This window comes from Streptomyces sp. NPDC058741 (assembly GCF_042746715.1).
In the GTDB taxonomy this organism is placed as follows: domain Bacteria; phylum Actinomycetota; class Actinomycetes; order Streptomycetales; family Streptomycetaceae; genus Streptomyces.
Map to the genome: position 1 here is coordinate 12720 of NZ_JBHYQH010000034.1, position 17887 is coordinate 30606.

Annotated in this window: 15 protein-coding genes, 1 tRNA gene and 1 pseudogene; 16 read left to right on the forward strand and 1 reads right to left on the reverse strand. The window is 67.3% G+C overall.

Annotated elements, in window-relative coordinates:
* Positions 1–84 precede the first annotated feature (84 nt).
* From ACFW6P_RS23810 to ACFW6P_RS23855, 10 genes and pseudogenes are all read left to right on the forward strand, one after another.
* A tRNA-Thr gene (locus ACFW6P_RS23810) sits at positions 85–158 on the forward strand.
* A 205-nt stretch (positions 159–363) separates the two neighbouring features.
* Positions 364–966 (forward strand): annotated as a pseudogene (locus ACFW6P_RS23815) (mobilization protein); the annotation flags it as partial.
* Between the two features lie 1670 nt (positions 967–2636).
* Positions 2637–2831 carry a hypothetical protein gene (locus ACFW6P_RS23820; protein WP_006132579.1) on the forward strand — a complete coding sequence of 65 codons (195 nt, stop codon included), beginning with the start codon at positions 2637–2639 and terminating at the stop codon, positions 2829–2831.
* 36 nt (positions 2832–2867) lie between these two features.
* Positions 2868–3059: a hypothetical protein gene (locus ACFW6P_RS23825; RefSeq protein ID WP_386358770.1), complete on the forward strand. Its 192-nt coding sequence runs from the start codon at positions 2868–2870 to the stop codon at positions 3057–3059.
* Positions 3060–3406: 347 nt separating this feature from the next.
* Complete coding sequence (locus ACFW6P_RS23830) at positions 3407–5128, forward strand: alpha/beta fold hydrolase (RefSeq protein ID WP_386358772.1); 1722 nt, start codon at positions 3407–3409, stop codon at positions 5126–5128.
* Positions 5125–5703, forward strand: coding sequence for a hypothetical protein (locus ACFW6P_RS23835; protein WP_386358774.1), 579 nt, complete (start codon positions 5125–5127; stop codon positions 5701–5703). The genes ACFW6P_RS23830 and ACFW6P_RS23835 overlap by 4 nt, the downstream gene beginning before the upstream one ends.
* Positions 5704–5757: 54 nt before the next feature.
* Positions 5758–6513 carry a class I SAM-dependent methyltransferase gene (locus ACFW6P_RS23840; RefSeq protein ID WP_386358775.1) on the forward strand — a complete coding sequence of 252 codons (756 nt, stop codon included), beginning with the start codon at positions 5758–5760 and terminating at the stop codon, positions 6511–6513.
* The gene (locus ACFW6P_RS23845; RefSeq protein ID WP_386424703.1) at positions 6510–8243 is read left to right on the forward strand and encodes an ABC transporter ATP-binding protein; all 1734 of its coding nucleotides are present in this window, start codon (positions 6510–6512) and stop codon (positions 8241–8243) included. The genes ACFW6P_RS23840 and ACFW6P_RS23845 overlap by 4 nt, the downstream gene beginning before the upstream one ends.
* Positions 8240–9745: a phytoene desaturase family protein gene (locus ACFW6P_RS23850; RefSeq protein WP_386358778.1), complete on the forward strand. Its 1506-nt coding sequence runs from the start codon at positions 8240–8242 to the stop codon at positions 9743–9745. The genes ACFW6P_RS23845 and ACFW6P_RS23850 overlap by 4 nt, the downstream gene beginning before the upstream one ends.
* The gene (locus ACFW6P_RS23855; protein ID WP_386358780.1) at positions 9742–10593 is read left to right on the forward strand and encodes a nuclear transport factor 2 family protein; all 852 of its coding nucleotides are present in this window, start codon (positions 9742–9744) and stop codon (positions 10591–10593) included. The genes ACFW6P_RS23850 and ACFW6P_RS23855 overlap by 4 nt, the downstream gene beginning before the upstream one ends.
* Here ACFW6P_RS23855 and ACFW6P_RS23860 read toward each other — a convergent pair.
* Positions 10578–11420 (reverse strand): M23 family metallopeptidase, encoded by an 843-nt coding sequence (locus tag ACFW6P_RS23860; RefSeq protein WP_386424706.1) that lies wholly within the window; start codon positions 11418–11420, stop codon positions 10578–10580. The two genes, ACFW6P_RS23855 and ACFW6P_RS23860, sit on opposite strands and share 16 nt — an antisense overlap.
* A 1267-nt stretch (positions 11421–12687) precedes the next feature.
* Between ACFW6P_RS23860 and ACFW6P_RS23865 the strand changes: the two genes are divergently transcribed.
* From ACFW6P_RS23865 to ACFW6P_RS23890, 6 genes are all read left to right on the forward strand, one after another.
* The gene (locus tag ACFW6P_RS23865; protein WP_386424709.1) at positions 12688–13659 is read left to right on the forward strand and encodes an ABC transporter ATP-binding protein; all 972 of its coding nucleotides are present in this window, start codon (positions 12688–12690) and stop codon (positions 13657–13659) included.
* Positions 13656–14507, forward strand: coding sequence for an ABC transporter permease (locus ACFW6P_RS23870; protein WP_386354167.1), 852 nt, complete (start codon positions 13656–13658; stop codon positions 14505–14507). Before ACFW6P_RS23865 ends, ACFW6P_RS23870 begins: the two co-directional genes overlap by 4 nt.
* Positions 14508–14773: 266 nt before the next feature.
* Positions 14774–15019, forward strand: a complete 246-nt coding sequence (locus tag ACFW6P_RS23875; protein ID WP_386424732.1) for a hypothetical protein — start codon at positions 14774–14776, stop codon at positions 15017–15019.
* Between the two features lie 285 nt (positions 15020–15304).
* Positions 15305–15466: a hypothetical protein gene (locus tag ACFW6P_RS23880; protein ID WP_386354170.1), complete on the forward strand. Its 162-nt coding sequence runs from the start codon at positions 15305–15307 to the stop codon at positions 15464–15466.
* Between the two features lie 201 nt (positions 15467–15667).
* Entirely contained in the window at positions 15668–16075 is a 408-nt protein-coding gene (locus tag ACFW6P_RS23885) for an ATP-binding protein (protein ID WP_386354442.1), read from the forward strand.
* A 784-nt stretch (positions 16076–16859) separates the two neighbouring features.
* Positions 16860–17822: an LLM class flavin-dependent oxidoreductase gene (locus ACFW6P_RS23890; protein WP_386354173.1), complete on the forward strand. Its 963-nt coding sequence runs from the start codon at positions 16860–16862 to the stop codon at positions 17820–17822.
* Positions 17823–17887 lie beyond the last annotated feature (65 nt).

Here is a 17887-nt window from a genome sequence, read left to right on the forward strand (position 1 = left end):
CCGCCTCCGGGGCCGGTACGGAGCACCCCCGGAAACTGTGTAGACTTACCGTCGTTGCTGGTCGCACCATAGTGCGGACAGCGCGCCGCCTTAGCTCAGATGGCCAGAGCAACGCACTCGTAATGCGTAGGTCTCGGGTTCGAATCCCGAAGGCGGCTCCGAAAAACCCCAGGACAGATAGCCGCTGACCTGGGGTTTTCTGCTGCTCGGGGCATGATGCGTCACACGGCCGGGGTGCCGCGAGATGGCTTGCGTGAGCGATGCGTGAGCGGAGCGGTCCGGTGCCCTACTTCTTGGGCTTCTTCCGCTTGGCCTTCTTCTTGGCCCTGGTCTCGGCTTTCGCCTTGGCCTTCTTTGCGGCCTTACAAGGCCGAACGCCTCGGCTGGAACCAGACCAGCCCCGAATGGCTCCAGGACCGCATCCGCGCCGCCATCCCCCACGTGACAGACGCCGAGGAATTCATCGCCTACCTCGAGGCCGGCGGCGTCGAGGTCCAGGTCCGGCGCGGCCCGTCAGGAGACCTCCTCGGCTACGCCACCGGCCGACCCGGCGACGTCAACGAGGCCGGCGAGCAGATCTACCACCCCGGAAGCAAGATCTCCCCCGACCTCTCACTGCCCAAAATCAAGGCCCGCCTCGAATCCAGCCGATCCGAGGAACACCCCACCGCCCGCCGCAACCACCCCAGCACTCCCTGGCACCAAGCCACCGACGCCCTCAACAGCGACCACACCGACCTCGCCCACGACACACACGCCCAGGCCCACATCACCGCCCTCGGCGAACTGATCGAAGCCACCGCCCAGACGGCACCCGCCCACCTGCAGGCCGAACTCCACGCCGCCTCCAAGGCGTTCGCACGGGCCCAGCGCTCCCAGATCCGGGCGGAAGACCGAGCCGCCCACGCCCTGCGCAGCGCGGCACGCGACATCGTGCACACGGCCACCGGCCCCGACGGCAGCGCCCGTGACGAGCATGATCGGGGCGGTGAAGCTCTTGATCCAATCGACTTGCTGCAAACTCGCGCAATCTTCCTGGGGGTTGAGAGACAGCCGTCCTACGGTCGTCTCCAAACCCGAGCAACCAAGGGAAGCCGGCGGACGCGCCTGAGGTGCGGAGCCGAGAGCAACTTCCCTGCCCGTGAGGTGTGGAGGACAGCGATGGCTCTTGCCTTGCAGAGTGCAACCGCTCCCGAGGCGACGCGCGGCAGATTACGGAGCGCTTCCGGCGGCATAGCCAGTGCAGTTCCGCCGCAGGGACGGGTTCCGCAGGTACACGGTCCGGGGAGAGACATGGACCAGCCAGTTCGCTTCGTCGCCTCCTGCACCCGCTCACCGCAGCGAGTAGGGAGCTGCGCCGGATCAGTGCCGCTCACCTCCGGCTGTGGGCGACGTGCTCCGACTGGTGGAACTCTTCACGATGCTGAAGCGAGGAGGGGCAGAGGCCAGCATCACGTACGCGTAGGCACCGTCATCCTGAGTGCCAAGGGGAGGGGGGCCGCGTGCCGAACGGCGGACGTTTGACGCGCCGCCAGGACTGAGGACAGCGTCGGGGGCCCCCATCGCGGTACCGCTGCTGACGACGTCGGGGTTCACACCGCCCGCCGCGGCCGGCGAGCATGCGGGCGCACTCAACGTGATGACGTACAACCTGCGCTTCGCGAGCCCTATCGGCACGCACCGCTGGTCCGATCGGCCGCTGTGGTGCTTGAGCTTGCCCTGTGGTGGCCGCGTCGGCCCATATGCGGCGTCACTGCTCATGGATGGGCCGGTGGCGGATGCGGAGGGTTGGCAGCAGTGCGGCATGGGGGGCGACGTAAGCGGATTTGAGGATTCCACGGTCCTTTCATGGAGGAGAACCGGTCACTCCATTACCTGGACATTACTCGTGGCGCGTGGGTGTCGTTGGAGAAATCCCAGGTCGATCACCATGCCGAGGCCGGGGCTGCCGTCATCCGGCATGCTTCGGTTCCGGCCAGGATGGCTTCATGGCCTGTTCTCCCTGTTCAACAGTCGCTAGTGTGGCGTTGCCTTCGGGAAGTGCAGCGGCCTTCTTGCAGGGAACTGCGGGTAGGCCGCTTGGTTACTGCATTCGAGTCATGCGGGATGTCGTCCTGCTCGACAGCCGATAGGGGCTAGTGGCTGACCATCACGGGTCCATCGGTTGTGAATTGTCCCGGAAATATCGAAAATCTGAGGCATGAGATGACCGAAATGGGGGATAGGTACGTGAGGTCGAATCTGGATACGGGTATTGACGCCCGTGGTGCTGCGAACATTCCCTTTATGCAGGGAAAGCATGCGGGTCTGTAGTGTCCCACTACCTGGCATGTCTTCTTATATAAGCCCTGCCAGTTGAAGGTCGCGCACAAAAAAAAAGCCAGGAGACTCCGGATCTCAAGACCGCCCACGCCTCGGCGAGAAATTTTACGGCGCATTATCCACTTTCGGTGTGACGCGCGTAGCAGCCGATTTCGCGAGGTTGATACACAAAGCCGCGCGGCCCCCTGCAATACCTCTCACAGACTTGCTTGACGTTTCGCGTCAGGCATGGTCGGTCCATGTCTTGGTCCGGCAGTACCACCAGCAAGAATCGGAATGCACCGCAACGCAATAGAGAGACGGGAGACAACGCGATGGAACAGAAGATCGCCGCGTTCATGAACGAGCAGGACCTCGGTTCGCTGGAGCAGGGCTACCGGGACGACGCCCCGATGCCGGTCCTGGCCACCCCCGCTGCGGCCGTCGCCACCTGCTGGTACGTCGGCGGTGCGGCCGCTGGTGCGGCCGCTGTTGTGGGTGCCTACGTCACCGGCCGCGTCGTCGGCTGAACCTCTCACCACGATCAATCTCGAAGGAGAAATGCCATGAGCAGGATCGTAGACAGTGTTGTCGCCGTCACCCCGACGGACCTGACGGACGACAGTCAGGGCGAGTTCGGCGCGATGGCGCCCGTTCAGGCCACCCCGACGCTGGTCGCGTTCGGCGTGGGCTTCGCCGGCGGCGCCGGTGTTGCGTGGGTCACTGTGCAGGCGTACGAGGCGGGCGCCAACGACTGATCGGTTCAACCCGACTGAGCATCACCTGCTGAGGAGCCCGGCGGGCTTCTGAGTGTGCTGCCACCTGGGAGTTGCTTCCGGGGAACGACAGGCTGTCGGGCCGCGGCGGAATCGCGGCCCGACAGCTTTTCCAGCCTACCCTCAACAGGTTCAACGTGGAGGAAAAATTCGGCATGATGCGAATAAAGAGACTTGCTTCTTCAGTATTTTCGCCAATTCCGATTTCCCGCGATCGCGCGATAGGGATATCCGAACGCCTCGCGGCCCTCTCCAGCCTTTCTTCTTCTCTCGAATACCTGCACCAGCATCGCAACCTGGCGCCGGGTGGTCTCAATGACTGGGAGATCATGAAGCAGACGCCGGAGAGTAAGATCCCGGTGATCCAGAAGCTCACCAACGCCGTGAGCGGCAGGCGGACCACGCTGACTCTGCACGCCACGCGCGTCGCCTGCAGCCTCGGAATACTGTTGCCCGGCAACGGCACGTGGCGGGCGGCGGGCAACCTCTACCTCGCCGCCACCACCACCCTTCTGCAGGCCCGTCACCGCTATGGCACCGACGGCTCGGACCAGGTCGCCACACAGGTGCAGACGGTCACCGGACTTGCTCGCATGTCGAAGAGTCCGCAGGTCAGTGACGCCTTGATGTGGTACCTGGCGATCCAGGCCAACATGTCCTACGCGACGTCCGGCTGGGCCAAGCTGGCGGGAACGAAGTGGCGTGACGGTTCGGCTCTCCCCGGCGTGCTGCGGACCCGCACCTACGGCTTCGAGCGCGCGTACCGGCTGACGCAGCGCTATCCCAGGGCCAGCAAGGTGACGCAGCACGCCGTACTGGCGATGGAATGTCTTTTCCCCGTCGTCTATCTGGCAGGCGGGAAGTTGACGCGACCGATGATCGGTTCGGCCGCGGGTTTCCATGTCGCCAATGCGTTCGTCATGGGGCTGGGCCGGTTCATGACCGCGTTTCCCGCCATGCATCCCATGATCGCCTATACGACGGCGCCTCGGACGCTCCCGGCGGTCGCCGGGCGGGACGACCGGATGGTCAGGACCGCGCTGGTGCTGCTGGCCGGTGGTGTCGCCGGTGCGGGTGTGCTGGCGTCCCAGCGGCGCGCGCGGGCCGTGGCGGGCTGGCCGAACTCGCGGACCGTCACCACCCGCAACGGCAACGTCCTCTTCTACGACACCGGAGGTCAGGGCCTCGACGACCGCCCGGTCCTGGTGTTCAACCACGGCCTTGCCTCGACCCCCGAGCACTTCGCGTGGATGGTCGAGCGGTTGGCGTTCGACCTCGGACACCCCGTGGTGACGTACGCCCGCGCCGGCTACGGCCCCAGCCGCCGGGTGAAGCAGGCCCCGTACACCATCCAGGAGTCCGTGGACGACCTGGAGGACCTCGTCCGCCAGGCACTTCCCGAGGACCGCAAGGTGGTGCTGGTCGGGCACTCCCTGGGCGCGGACCTCAACCGCCGGGCGGCGGCGCAGCTCGGTGAGCGGGTGGCGGGCGTCGTCTACCTCGACCCCACCCACCCAGGGCAGCTCGTGCGGTCGGAGAAGCAGCGCAAGGGCAGTGAGATGTTCACCTACTCCCTGACGGAGATGGCGCGCTGGACCAAGCTGGGCAGCGGTGCGTTGATGTCGCGTCCTCGCTGGGTGGACGACCTGCCGTACGCCTATCGCCAGAAGGTCTTCGCCCTCTACACCGACGCGCGGCTGTGGAGTGCGGCGGCGCGGGAGTGGGAGGTGGTCAGGGAGGAGTTCCGCTCCTTCGACGAGAGCCTGACCCCGGTGCCGGCACCGGGACTGGTCGTCGCCGCGCAGGTGACCGTGGACATGGATCCCGAACAGCTGCTCATGTACAACGACATCGTCCGCACCCACCAGGCGGCGAGCCGGCACGGGGACGTCGCCGTCGTGGAGCGTGCCGGTCACGACACCATCCTGACCGACGCTCGCCACGCCCGAACCGCCGCGGACCTGATCGCGGCCTTCGTGGACCAGCACTGCGCGCCGACCGTGGTGGCCCCGGCCGGGAAGCTCGCGGACAAGGCCGGGGAGGAGAAGTGAGCATCTCCGCATCCCTCAAGGAGGCACTCACCGGCCCCGGTGCGGTGACGCGTCTCGCAGGCGCCGCCCTGCTGGTGACGACCCTGGCCGCGCAGCATCCGAATCCGGCTTTCGAGCGCGCACGGGAGAAGGACCTCTTCTCTCTCGTGCCGAACTGGAAGTTCTTCGCGCCGAACCCCGCGACGCACGACTACCACTACCTCTACCGCACCCTCGACGAAAGCCATGAGACATCCCCCTGGATCGAACTCGACCTGATCCAGAACCGCAGGATGATCCAAGCGTTCTGGTTCTCGTCCCGCCGGACGGAAAAAGCGGTGTTCGATATCTGTACTGCCATCATCAAGAACATCGCAAAGGGCAGCGACCCGACCGGCACTCCACCCTTCCGGGTCCTGTCTGAATTCATCCGGAGGCAGATCAGGGACGCCCCGAATGTAGCCGATGTCCGTGGCTTCCAATTCGCTGTGGTCCGTGCCGCAGGTCATGACGACAGTGAGGATCCGGAGGTTCTCTACGTTTCCACCTATCAGGCGATGAACGCTGCGCCACCAGTCTTTCTGCGGGCCGCCTGAGACCGACTACTCCCGCTACGAGGAGTGTCCTCACCCAAGAGAAACGGAGAGCCGATGACAATCGCGGACATTGGCTATGGCAAACAGTTCGAGGGCTGGTACGACCGCATCTTCCAGGACGACGCCTCCACACGGGTCACCGTTGAGGCCCTGACCGGACTCCACCCCGACCCTGCCTGGGGCACATTGGAGTTCGGCGTTGGGACAGGCCGGATCGCACTGCCACTGTCGCATCGCGTCGGCCTGGTCGCCGGCGTGGACTCCTCTCAAGAGATGCTCAGGGCTCTGGAGAAGCGGGCGGGGGAAGGGCAGGTGATCGCCGAGCTCGGCGACATCCGGACCTACCGTGGCGACCGGCAATACGGCCTGGTCTACTGCGTCTGCTCCACGCTCGCGCTGGTCCTCGACCCCGAGGGACAGCGCGAGGCCATCGCCCGCGCGGCCGAACACCTCCGGCCCGGCGGCCGACTGGTGGTCGAGACCCACAACCGCCCGGGAGTCGTCTCTCAGCACGAGGGCCTGACGCGCACCACGATGTTCGTGCCCTACCCGGAGCCGAACACCGGCATCCAGATGCACGCCACGCTTTTGATGGACAACCGGATCTGGCAGGTGTCCACCGTGTGGTTCGAGGCCGACGGCACCCACCGCATCGGCACCGAAGTCGCCCGCCTGCTCACGCCCGACGAGGTGGACGGCTACGCGCAGGACGCCGGGCTGCAGACCGAGGGTCACTACAGTGACTGGCAGCGGACCGAGTACGTCCCCGCGACCGGCCTGTTCATCGCCACCTACACCAAGCCGGCATGAACCTCAGGGAGATAGTCCTCCGCCACCGGGGCCTGCTGATCGCCGGTATCGGCATGGGCCTGCTCGGCGCGGCGGCCACCCTCGCCCAGCCCTGGATGCTGGGCCGACTGATCGAGGCCGTGGCCCTGGACAAGCCGATCGCCTGGCCCATCACGTTCATCGCGCTGTTCTTCGTCGCGGACGCGGCGCTGAGCGCCGGCCATACCTATGCCATCGGCAGGGCCGGCGAGAACATCGTGTTCGACGCCCGAAGCATCCTCGGCGGCCGTCTGCTGCGCAGTCGGATTCCGCACTTCTCGCGCTGGGAGCACGGTGACGTCTTCTCGCGCACGGTGTCCGACACCTCCATCGCCTGCTTGATCATCGCCCAGGCCCTGGCACAGGTGGTGACCTCCGTCTTCATGGTGATCGGCGGCATTGCGCTGATGGCCAGGCTCGACTGGAAGCTGCTGCTCACCACGCTCGGTTGCCTGGGGCTGGCCAGCGTCAGCGCGCTCCTGCTGGCTCGTCAGGTCCGAATCGCCGCGCTGCAAAACCGGCAGAACATCGGTGCGTTCGGCTCGGGCCTACAACGGGTGCTCGGTGCGATCACAACGGTCAAGGCGTCCCGCGCCGAAGGGCGGGAGACCGAGCAGCTGATACGCCTGGCCGACCGGGCTCGACGCAGTGGAATCCGGGTCACTGGATTCAGCTCTCTGCTCACCCCGATGATGAACGTTGGCACGCAGCTCTCGCTCGCCGTCGTCATCACCTGGGGTATGGCCCGGGTCGCCACCGGATCGCTCACGCCCGCCGACCTCACATCATTCGTGATGTACCTCTTCTATTTGGTGGCACCGCTGGTGATGCTCTTCATGTCGATCGCCCAGATCCAGCAGGGGCGCGCCGCCATCCAGCGCGTGACTGAGCTGGGGACGATCCCGCAGGAGGAGCAGGAGGACGGGCAGCCAACGGAACGGCAGGAGCGCGCGTCCGTCGTGGAATCGGAGCCGGCGGTCAGCTTCGAGGGCGTCGGCTTCGCTTACCACGAGAATGCCCCGGTCTTGAGGGACGTCTCGTTCACCGTGCCGCGTCGCGGCCTGACCGCGATCGTGGGCGCCTCCGGCACGGGCAAGACGACGACGTTCCAGCTCATCGAGGGCTTTCACCAGCCGGACACCGGCACCATCCGGGTCACGGGCCACGACATCGCCGCCCTTCCGCTTACCCAACTGCGCTCGCTGGTCGGTTATGTCGAGCAGGACGCACCGCTCCTGCGCGGTACCATCCGCGAGAACCTGACGTACGCGAACCCGGAGGCCGACGAGGCCGACATCGCTCGCGCGCTGCGGCTTGCCAGCCTGGAGGAGTTCATCACCGCGTTGCCCGACGGCCTCGACACTGAGCTGGGTGAGCGCGGCGCCGGCCTGTCCGGCGGCCAGCGGCAGCGGCTCGCCATCGCACGGACGTTGCTGCAGCGTCCGGAGCTGATCCTGCTCGACGAGGTCACCGCCCACCTCGACAGCGACACCGAGGCGGCACTGCGCGACGCGATCATGGAAGCCGGCCGTGAATGCGCCGTGCTTGCCATCGCGCACCGGCTGTCCACCATCGTGCAGGCCGACCGCATCATCGTGATGGAGGAGGGACGGGTACGGGCGACCGGCACCCACCGAGAGCTCATCGAATCCGACGCGGTCTACCGGCGGCTTGCCAGTGGGCAGTTCGCGATCGAGGACGCGTTGGCATGACACGGGTCGATGTCGCGGTCGTAGGCAGTGGCCCCAACGGTCTGACCGCCGCCGTCACCATGGCGCGCGCCGGGCTGACCGTGGAGGTCCACGAGCAGGCTGCCGCCATCGGCGGCGGGCTGCGCGGCGAAGCCCTGTTTGACTCCGAGGTACGGCACGACCTCTGCGCTGCCGTCCACCCGATGGCGGCCGCCTCCGCGTTCTTCCGCGCGTTCGACCTGGAGGCCCGCGGCGTACGGCTGCTGCAGCCGCCGATTTCCTACGCACACCCGCTGGATGGTGGTGTCGCTGCGTTCGCGTACCGCGACCTCGCCGAGACGCGCGACCGGCTGGGCCCGGACGGGCAGCGCTGGTACCGGTTGATGGCGCCGCTGGTGAGACACAGCCCAGGCGTGACCGACTTCCTGCTTTCCGGCCAGCGGTCCCTGCCGCCCGACCCCGCTGTACCGCTGTTCCTGGGCCCGCGGGTGCTGGGTCATTTCCTGCGGGGCAACGGGCTACGTACGGAGGCCGCCCGCGCGTTGCTGACGGGAGTCGCGGCGCACGCGGTGGGTCGGTTGCCCAGCCTGCCTGCTGGCGCCATCGCGATGTTGCTCGGCCATCTGGCCCATGCGACCGGCTGGCCGCTGCCACAGGGCGGCAGCCACCGCATCGCCGAGGCCCTGGCTGATGACCTGACGGCGCATGGCGGCGCTGTGCACACCGGCCGACGGGTCACCGACCTCGCGGAGCTGGACGCACGGGTGATCATGCTGGACACCACGCCGCGCGGTCTGCTGGCGCTGGCCGGCGACCGGTTGCCACCCCGATACCGCTGGGCGCTGGATCGCTTCCGTTACGGTCCGGGCGCGGCGAAGGCCGACTTCCTGGTCAGCGAGCCCATTCCGTGGGCCGATCCGGAGGTGGGGCGAGCCGGGACCGTGCACCTGGGCGGTACCCGTGCCGAAACACTCGCGACGGAGAACGCCGCCGCCCGGGGCCAGGCCGGACAGGAGCCTTTCGTCCTGCTGGTCGACCCAGCCGTGACCGATCCCGGCCGAGCCGTCGGCGGGCGCCGCCCGATATGGGCGTACGCGCACGTCCCGAACGGCGATACCCGGGACCCGGTGCCGCTGATCACCCGAAGGGTCGAGCGGTACGCGCCCGGTTTCGCCGACACGGTCATCGCGGCGCGCGGCGTGTCGGCGGCCGCGTACGAGACCTACAACCCGAACTATCCCGGCGGGGACATCGGCGCCGGAGCCATCACACTCACGCAGTCGGTGTTCCGGCCCGTACCCGCCTGGAATCCGTACCGCACCCCGCTGCCCGGGGTGTACCTGTGTTCGGCCTCTACACCACCCGGCCCCAGCGTGCACGGCATGTGCGGCCACCTCGCCGCGATGGCCGCCCTGCACCGGGAGTTCCACATCACCGCCGTGCCGCCCCTGGGACCCGACGGCGGACTCACCCCCACACAGAACAGTTCGACCCCCACAGAGGAAAGCAGGACAGCGTCATGAGCATCAGTCACCGCCCCACCGCCGCGGAGGACTTCGCCGGGTATCTTCGCGCCTACCATGCCGATGCCATCGACGGCGGCGACCCGGTCGCGGAGGTCTGGGACCGCTATCACCTGCCCGACGGCACACACCAGGTCAACGGCCGGATCTGGGACCGCGACAAGATCCTGGGCAGCCTCCGCTCCCGGCGTTCCCTCGGGGCGCCGTACGAGCTGTACATCCACGAAGTGACCGTGGAAGGATCTCGCGCCGCCGCCCGGTACACGATCAGCACGCCCATGCTGGGGAAGATCCAGTCTGCTACGGAAGCGGCCGTCTTCGCCGAACTGGCCGAGGACGGGCGGGTGGCCCGTACGATCTCCTTCTCCGCCACCCGGCCCGGCTGGTCGGGGCGGGACCGGGACGAGCCGTTCGACAGCGAGGCCCGCCCCGCGCCGGGCACCTCGCCCGCACTGCCGCCCGCCGAGGGAGAGGAACCGACTCCCGCCCAGGACCCGGCGCACTACCTGCGGGCCTACTACGCGGCCGGGTACGACGTGACGGTGCCGGCCGCCGAGGCGCACGACCGTTTCCACACCCCCGACGCGCTGCACCAGGTCGGGCGAAAGGTGATGCAGCGCTCGGGCGTCCTGAAGGCGCTGGAGGAGGGGCGCAAGCTGGGCCACACCTATCCGGTGGAGGTTCACGAGACGCTGCGAGAGGGCAACCGCTTCGCGGCCCGCTACACCACCAGCAGGGACGGGAATCCGGCGCGGCCGCAGGAGGTCTTCGCCTTCGGCGAGTTCGCCTCGGACGGCCGTGTCCGGTCGGTTCGCTTCGCGCTCGATCCCGGCTATGACGCGGCGTAGGGGTTCGACGAGTCGGCTGGGGCGCGCCGGACGGGGACGAAGCAGGTGTTGTCGGCGGGTACGCCTTCGTGCTCGTGGCCGTCGTCGTCCTGGTACCGCCAGGTGAAGCGCAGGCCGTGGGCGGTGGTGAGGTCAGGGCTGTCCATGAGCTGGAAGTGCAGGTGGGGCTCGGAGGAGTTGCCCGAGTTGCCGCACTCCGCGAGTGACTGACCGGCCGTCACATGGTCCCCGACAGCCACTTTCAGCGAGTGGCGCCGCAGGTGCGCGAAGACGGCGTACGCTCCGTTGCCCAAGTCGAGGATCAAGTGGTTGCCGAGCAGGTGGCGCGGAAGGCCGAGGGAGCGCATGAAGCCCTCAGGCAGCACGTAAAGCAGGCCGGCCAGGGAAGTACGCGTCAGGTGGTCACGCTGGCCGTCTCTGGCAGCGACCACCTGGCCGTTCGCGGGGGCGAGCAGCGGTTCACCGAAGGACGGGTAGGACTCGGGGCGCCGTGTCAGCGGCCACAGCCACACGGGTTCGGGCGCCGGGCGGCGGGCCAGGTCAATCGCGTAAGTCTGCGCGAGGTTGTGGGTGTGGCTGGGCACCTTGGTGGCGGGCCCGTTGCGGGCCATCCAGCGGCCGTTCACGGGGATGTCCAGTGCCAACGGTGGGGCTTCTTCACTCGGCGGGCGCTGGGCACGCGTCATCGCCCGCCGCATCAGCAGACCTGTCACCAGCAGGGCAAGCCCGACGAGCCATAACGGCCCGATGCCCTTGCCGTTGACGAGGATGCACGCGGCGCCGGCGGCCAGTACCAGGCCGTGGCGTTTCCACAGGGACTGTGGCATGTGGGGGCCTTTCGATGGGGGGACTTGCAGGTGGCGCAGCGTTCCAGAGTCCTGGTCTGCCGGCCCACCCGGGACCTCAACGCGGCGGCGACTGTGTGTGGGAGGTGGCCTTCATCGAGTTGTTGATCGGCCACGTAGTGAGGGATGTGGCCGATCCGCAGTCTCTGGTGTCCGCGGTGCCCCGACACACCTTCAGCCGGCCGGTGGTGGTCGGTCGATAGGGGCTCAGCCGAAGGTTGACGGGAGAGACTTCGTCTCCGCATTGGGTGGCATGTTTGGTAGAGGGGGAAGGAATGAAGTCACGGGTCCACTGGACCCAGACCGAAGAGCATCCGGTGCCTGTGTTCCGGATTTCTCCCTTGGCCACGAGGACTGTCCCGCTGCCGTCATGTTCGGTCCAGCGGGTACCGGACGCGCTAGCCGAACTGTGGGTTGCCGACCACTCGACCGGAGCAGCCGCAGAACTTGCGGGACTCGCTGCCGCCGAGTTCGCTGAGAAAGATAAGGCAGCGATGACGACAGCGATTGTCGAGAGTGTTCGTTTTGATGGCTTGAGGTTCATCTGGAATCACCTGGGGTTTCCTGGAGAGATATGCACTGGATGGTTCCTGGCTCCTTGAAGCCGGCGCCTGTGTCGGCGCTAGCTGGCAGGTCAATGCTATGCGGGGAGAGGGGAAACGCAAGAGTGAGTCGAGTGAGAAGTCTGGTGTGTGACTCTTTCAAGTCAACTTTCCCTTGGCCGGAGCTCTGGACCGGTCCCTGCATTGGTGAGGGTGCCGTTCATGGCCGCTATGCTCACCCTGCTGCACTTGCTGGAATTTGTCACGCGACCGTTGATGCATTATTAAGTCCCTTCGCGTCTGCGCAACGCCTTGGTGGAGGAGAGTCTTTATGCTTCTCCTGGAGTGAAGCGGGTTGTCGGAGTCGGCTAATGTCTCTCATACCTTCCAGGCGCGGGGTGATACCGGTATCGGGTTGCGTGACATCTGGTAAGGCGGTGGCGATGCTTGTTGCCGGTGAACTGCTGTAAGCCAAGCCTGCTTGCCTGTGCTCGACCACCGCAGCGGTGACGACACCTACAGCACCGGCAGCGCCGTAAGCCACGCATGACGCTCGGTAGTGTGTTCGGTTCGGGGAGGGTGGCGGAGGGTAGGCGGCCGCGGCCGCAGACACGGTCCCGCGGCCCCGGACCACGGCCAACGGGGCTCTTGACCAGGCACACCGACAACCACGGACCACGGTCCGTGGGTCAGAATGGGGAACACCGATGACGACTGTTCACGCGTCGCTCGACGGACGGGGCGGTGCACCGCCGCAGAGCGACAAGGTCATCGACGTACGCGAATTATGGATGGGCTATTGCAGTCAGGACGTACTGAAGGGGGTCGGCTTCACGGCCCGGCGGGGTGAGGTACTTGTCCTGCTCGGCCCGAACGGCGCTGGTAAGACGACCACGATCGAGATCCTGGAAGGCTTCCGGATGCGCTCGTCCGGTGACGTCGCGGTGCTGGGCGCCGATCCGGCGCACGGGGACGAGCGGTGGCGAGCGCGGCTCGGTATCGTGCTGCAGTCTTGGCGCGACCACGGTAAGTGGCGGGTGCGGGACTTGCTGGCCCATTTGGGCTCATACTACGCGCCGTACTCGACCATGTTCGTGCGTCGTCCGTGGGGCGTCGATGAACTCCTCGCCGCCGTTGGGCTGACTGAGCAGGCGTACAAGCGGGTCGGAGCGCTGTCCGGGGGGCAGCGCAGGCGGCTCGACGTGGCCATCGGCATTGTGGGCAGGCCCGAACTGCTGTTCCTTGACGAGCCGACGGCCGGCCTGGATCCAGAGGCCAGGAGTGAGTTCCACGGCCTGGTGCGTGGGCTCGCGGACGAAAACACCACGGTCTTGATGACCACCCACGATCTCGCCGAGGCGGAGAAACTCGCTGACCGGATCCTCATCCTGGCCGGCGGCCGGATTGTCGCTGACGGGTCCGCCGAGGACCTGTCCCGACAGGCCTCGGCCGAGGCCACTGTGCGCTGGACGCGGGACGGGCGGCCTTTCGAGCAGGAGACGACGGAGCCCACTCAGTTCGTCCGTCGACTGTTTGAGGAGCACGGCGGCGCCATCGGCGACCTGGAGGTGCGCCGGGCAAATCTGGAAGACACCTACCTGACGATGGTCAGGCAGTGGGAGGCGGGGAACGTCTCCGGCGAGCGGGTGGCGCACACATTTGGGGAGGGATCGCGGTGAACCCGGTGTGGTATGCGGCGCGAGCCGGGGTGCGGCGCGGCTGGACGGAGCTGCGCCAGACCTTCACCACGGGTCAGGACCTGTTCGGGCACGCCCTGTGGACGGTTCTGCTGATCGTACCGATGTTCCTGGTCAGGGACGATCCGCTGAAGGGCGCAGGCATCTCGGCCGGCGCGTTCATGCTGCCGAGCATGTTGGGCATGACGCTTGCGTTCACTGGGGTGATGACCACGGCGCAGTTGCTCGCGGCCGAGCGTGAGGACGGCACCCTGCTGCGGGCGAAGGCCGTGCCGCACGGCATGGTCGGTCACCTGGTCGGCAAGATCATCTTGGTGTCGGGTACGGCGCTGGTCTCCATGGCTCTTGCCCTGGTTGCCGGTGTGTTCCTGGTCGACGGTGTGGCCCGGCAGGGCGGCGGAGCATGGCTGATGCTGCTGTGGGTCGTGCCGTTGGGTCTCCTGGCGAGCCTGCCGATTGGCGCCGTCATCGGGGCCCTTGTGGAAAGCCCTCGCACCGTCGGGCTGCTGATGCTCCCGGTGATGGGCCTGGTCGTGATCTCCGGAATCTACTTTCCGCTGACGAAGCTGCCCGAGTGGTTGCAGGCCGTCGGGCAGGTCTTCCCCGTGTACTGGCTCGGGCTCGGCCTCCGCTCGGCGCTACTTCCGGCCGACGCTGTCGCTGCTGAGATCGGCGAGTCCTGGCGACATCTGGAGACGGCAGGGGTGCTGGGCGTCTGGGCGGTCGCCGGACTGTCGCTCGCCCCCTCCGTCCTGCGCAGGATGGCCCGCCGAGAGTCCGGTTCGGCAGTGGCGGAACGGCGCCGGAAGGCAATGCAGCGGGTCGGCTGATGGCAGCCCCACCTACGTGTACAGGCTGAGCGGGCATGCCAGTCTCGGGCGGGACAGCGTGACGGAACGCGTGAGCGATGCGTGAGCGGACGGTGCGGCACTCGGTGGACTGGGTCTCATGGGGATCCACGGTCGCACCTCTCTGACCTGGCAAAACAGGATGCCGCGTCAGGTACTGACATCCACGATCACGATCCTGTCAGCCCTCGTAATGCGTAGGTCTCGGGTTCGAATCCCGAAGGCGGCTCCGGCAAAGGCCAGGTGGCATAGTCCGTGACCTGGCCTTTTGTGTTGCTCCGGCGGTGTCGGTGGCGGAGGAGACGGCCGACCTGGTCCTCCAGGGCATCAAGGCCGAGGAAGCGCTGGAGGCTCTGGTCAGCGGTACGGAGTGGGTCGCCGGTCATGCGGTGGGAATCCCCGCCCACGAGACGGTGATCCGCATCCCCGCTCGCATGGTGCCCGTTCTGAGGGAGGCGTGGGATGTCGCAGAACGGCGTGCCGAGCTTCGCTGAGCTGCTGGCCGGTACGTGCCGCAGCGCCGTGCATCTGGAGATGCGCGACGCGTAGGGCGTCGGTGATGAGGCCGAGGAGTTCGAGCACCTGCGCAAGGACGCCGGCCCCACCGGGAAGGAACGTTCCGCCCGGTGCGGCTGGCACCCTGCGAGAACCACCCTCTCCACAAGGGCGAGGTACAAGGGCGAGGTACAGCTGACGGGGACATCCGTGCCTGGTGTGCTGCCCGTGGTGCCGCCGGCCGGGCGGACCCCCTGTTCGCTACGGCCCGTGCCGTCGACTCGATGAACGTGGAGTGGCGCAGGAGCCAGCGGATGGGCATGCGCAAGACCCAGGAGGACATCTACGACCGCTACGCGCGGAGCGGCGTCACCCGCGCGTACGTCTCCGACGTCATGCCTGGCTTCTTCCAGACCCCGTCCACGGCAACGCTGCCCGCGCCTTGATTGAGACGGCGATCAGCTCCCTCGGATCACGTCGCGCAATTCCCCGCAATTCTGTTGAGGCGAAACTCCAGCTCTCCGTAAGGTCGTTGGAGTCACCGGGCAGCTCCAGGCTTCTCCTCGGCGGCAGTGGAGGAGAGTCCCGCCCGCGCCCCCATGGCGCGCGGGACGTCCCAGCCCCGAGGAGACGACCCCGTGAGCGTCATGACCAGACCCACCGCAGTCGGACCGCCCGGCTACGGCGAAACCCTCCCTTGCGGGCCCGAGACGGACCGCCGTGCCAGGCGCCGCGCCTCGGCCGCGCTGAACACCCGGGACACAGCGGAGTTGGTGGACCCGGGCGCGCTGATCGTCTCCGGGCTCGTGGGCAACGCGGTCCGCCACACCTCGTGCCGTCTGGACCGGGTATCCGTCCGGCGAGTCACGGACGATCTCGTACGGATCGGCGTCACCGACGAATCCCACGCCCTGCCGAGAATGGATCTGATCGCCGGCGGCGATGACACCGGGCGCGGCCTGGTACTGGTCGACGCGCTGTCACACCGCTGGGGCTACGACGAGACGGGCTGGGGCAAAACCGTCTGGGCCGAGCTGGTGGTCCCGGCGTGCTGACCTTGCGGCTGCTGCCCGAAGACGAACGGACAGGCGTCGCCGAGCAGGCCGGTCCTTCACTCACATCGTCGATACCCCGCACGCACGCGTGGCCGAACTGACCATCTGCGCCCAGGTACTCCAGCCCGCCGACCGTACGCCGTCCCACAAGGAGCTGGCGGGCCCTGTGGAGGAGTACCTGGACGCGACGTACAAGGGGGGCGTGAGCGTCGTCCTCCGGTCGACGGCCCTCGCCGAGGTTCCCGCCGCGCAGGGGATCCGAGGCGCATCGGCGGCGTCCCGCCCCCCACTGCCGACGGTGAAAGATCCCCTGAACAACACCCCCACTTCGACGACCTGCGCAGGCGGGCTAGGTAGCCGGTCACCTCACCGGGCACCGGGCGACCAGCACGTGAACGGGATCACCGTCAGTCGCCCGCGGCCCGCCCCACAGCGCAGGTCAGGCGTACCGTCCGCCGCTACCTCCACCTCCCCGGTCTCGCCCGTCCGACAGGACGGATCCGGTGGTGGGCATATACCTGACCCCGGACTCTTCACAAGATCGGACAGAGTCTTTACAGGACCGAACGCGTGCGCCATGATCGTGCGCGGCACCGTACAACTGCGGTCGGCAGCAACCTTGGACGAGCAGGGTTGTGTGTCAACAACGGGGGAGTTCCTTCATGTACAGCCACACCATCCGCCTGGGTGGCTCTGCGGCGCTGACCATCGCCGCACCTCTCAGGTTCAACGACTTCGATCCCTTCCACGAGGGTGTCGTGACATGTACAGGCACGGTTTCGGCATGACGTCGTACTCGGTTCTTGTGCCTTTCGTGCCCCGTCGGCCCGAGCAGGTGCTGCCGTACGCGGGCCTTGTCCACTGGACCCAGGCAGAACGACTGTGGCAAGGCCAGGCCCTGCTTGTGGAGCCTCACCAAAGCTTTGCGCACGCGGCAGGCTCGGGTTTCAGAGTGCCTACAGGGCTCGGTGTGACGCTCATGCCGTTGCGTCATCCCTTCGAGGCCGCGCTGCAGGCTCGGTCATTGGCGATGACCACCGGTCAGCCCGTGACAGCCGGGTTCGGTCCAGGAGCGAAGTCCCTCCAGCAGAGCCTGCTCGGCGCGCCCTACGCGAGCCCGCTGACCGCGGCGAGGGAGTATCTCACCGCCGTGCGCGGGCTGTTGGCGAACGAGATCGTCGACATCAAGGGTGAGTACGTCTCCTGCCACGGCTCTCTGCCGCCCTTCCCGGCGCCACCGGTGGAGGTCGGCCTCGGAGTTCTGCGACCGGGCATGGCCCGGCTCGCCGGTGAGCTCGCCGATGTCGCCATTACCTGGCTGACGCCTGCCGTCTATCTGCGGGACGTTGTGCTTCCGGCGATGCGTGCTGGGGCGGAAGCGGCGGGCCGGCCGGTGCCGCGCCTGACCGCGATGGTACCGGTTGCGCTCGAGCACCCTGGTCACGAGCCGGCGGATCTGGCGCTAGCCAGCAATGCCGCCCACTTGAAGGGGCCGCACTACATCGACATGCTGCGCCGGGCGGGTGTGGAGGCCGAGGGCCGGGACCCGGCGGCCGACGCCAGGGCTCTGGTGGACGGCGGGGCCTTCCTCAGCGGTGACACCGACCAACTGCTCGAAAAGCTCAAGGCGTACGAGACAGCGGGCGTGGATGAAGTCGTCCTGAACCTGACCGGCGTGTACAACCTGGTCGGTGCACAGGCGGCGATGGCCGACCTGAAGACGCTTCTGACTGCTCTGACCCGGTAGGCGCGTAGCCGCTCCAGCTCACAAGGCGCGCCGTCGACAGCGGATGTCGGTGCATCGACGCGTGC

Coding starts and splice junctions, on each gene's coding strand:
- ACFW6P_RS23820 (WP_006132579.1), top strand. CDS start 2,637: ATGGAACAGAAGATCGCCGCGTTCATGAACGAGCAGGACCTCGGTTCG.
- ACFW6P_RS23825 (WP_386358770.1), top strand. CDS start 2,868: ATGAGCAGGATCGTAGACAGTGTTGTCGCCGTCACCCCGACGGACCTG.
- ACFW6P_RS23830 (WP_386358772.1), top strand. CDS start 3,407: ATGAAGCAGACGCCGGAGAGTAAGATCCCGGTGATCCAGAAGCTCACC.
- ACFW6P_RS23840 (WP_386358775.1), top strand. CDS start 5,758: ATGACAATCGCGGACATTGGCTATGGCAAACAGTTCGAGGGCTGGTAC.
- ACFW6P_RS23845 (WP_386424703.1), top strand. CDS start 6,510: ATGAACCTCAGGGAGATAGTCCTCCGCCACCGGGGCCTGCTGATCGCC.
- ACFW6P_RS23850 (WP_386358778.1), top strand. CDS start 8,240: ATGACACGGGTCGATGTCGCGGTCGTAGGCAGTGGCCCCAACGGTCTG.
- ACFW6P_RS23855 (WP_386358780.1), top strand. CDS start 9,742: ATGAGCATCAGTCACCGCCCCACCGCCGCGGAGGACTTCGCCGGGTAT.
- ACFW6P_RS23860 (WP_386424706.1), bottom strand. CDS start 11,420: ATGCCACAGTCCCTGTGGAAACGCCACGGCCTGGTACTGGCCGCCGGC.
- ACFW6P_RS23865 (WP_386424709.1), top strand. CDS start 12,688: ATGACGACTGTTCACGCGTCGCTCGACGGACGGGGCGGTGCACCGCCG.
- ACFW6P_RS23880 (WP_386354170.1), top strand. CDS start 15,305: ATGAACGTGGAGTGGCGCAGGAGCCAGCGGATGGGCATGCGCAAGACC.
- ACFW6P_RS23885 (WP_386354442.1), top strand. CDS start 15,668: ATGACCAGACCCACCGCAGTCGGACCGCCCGGCTACGGCGAAACCCTC.
- ACFW6P_RS23890 (WP_386354173.1), top strand. CDS start 16,860: ATGACGTCGTACTCGGTTCTTGTGCCTTTCGTGCCCCGTCGGCCCGAG.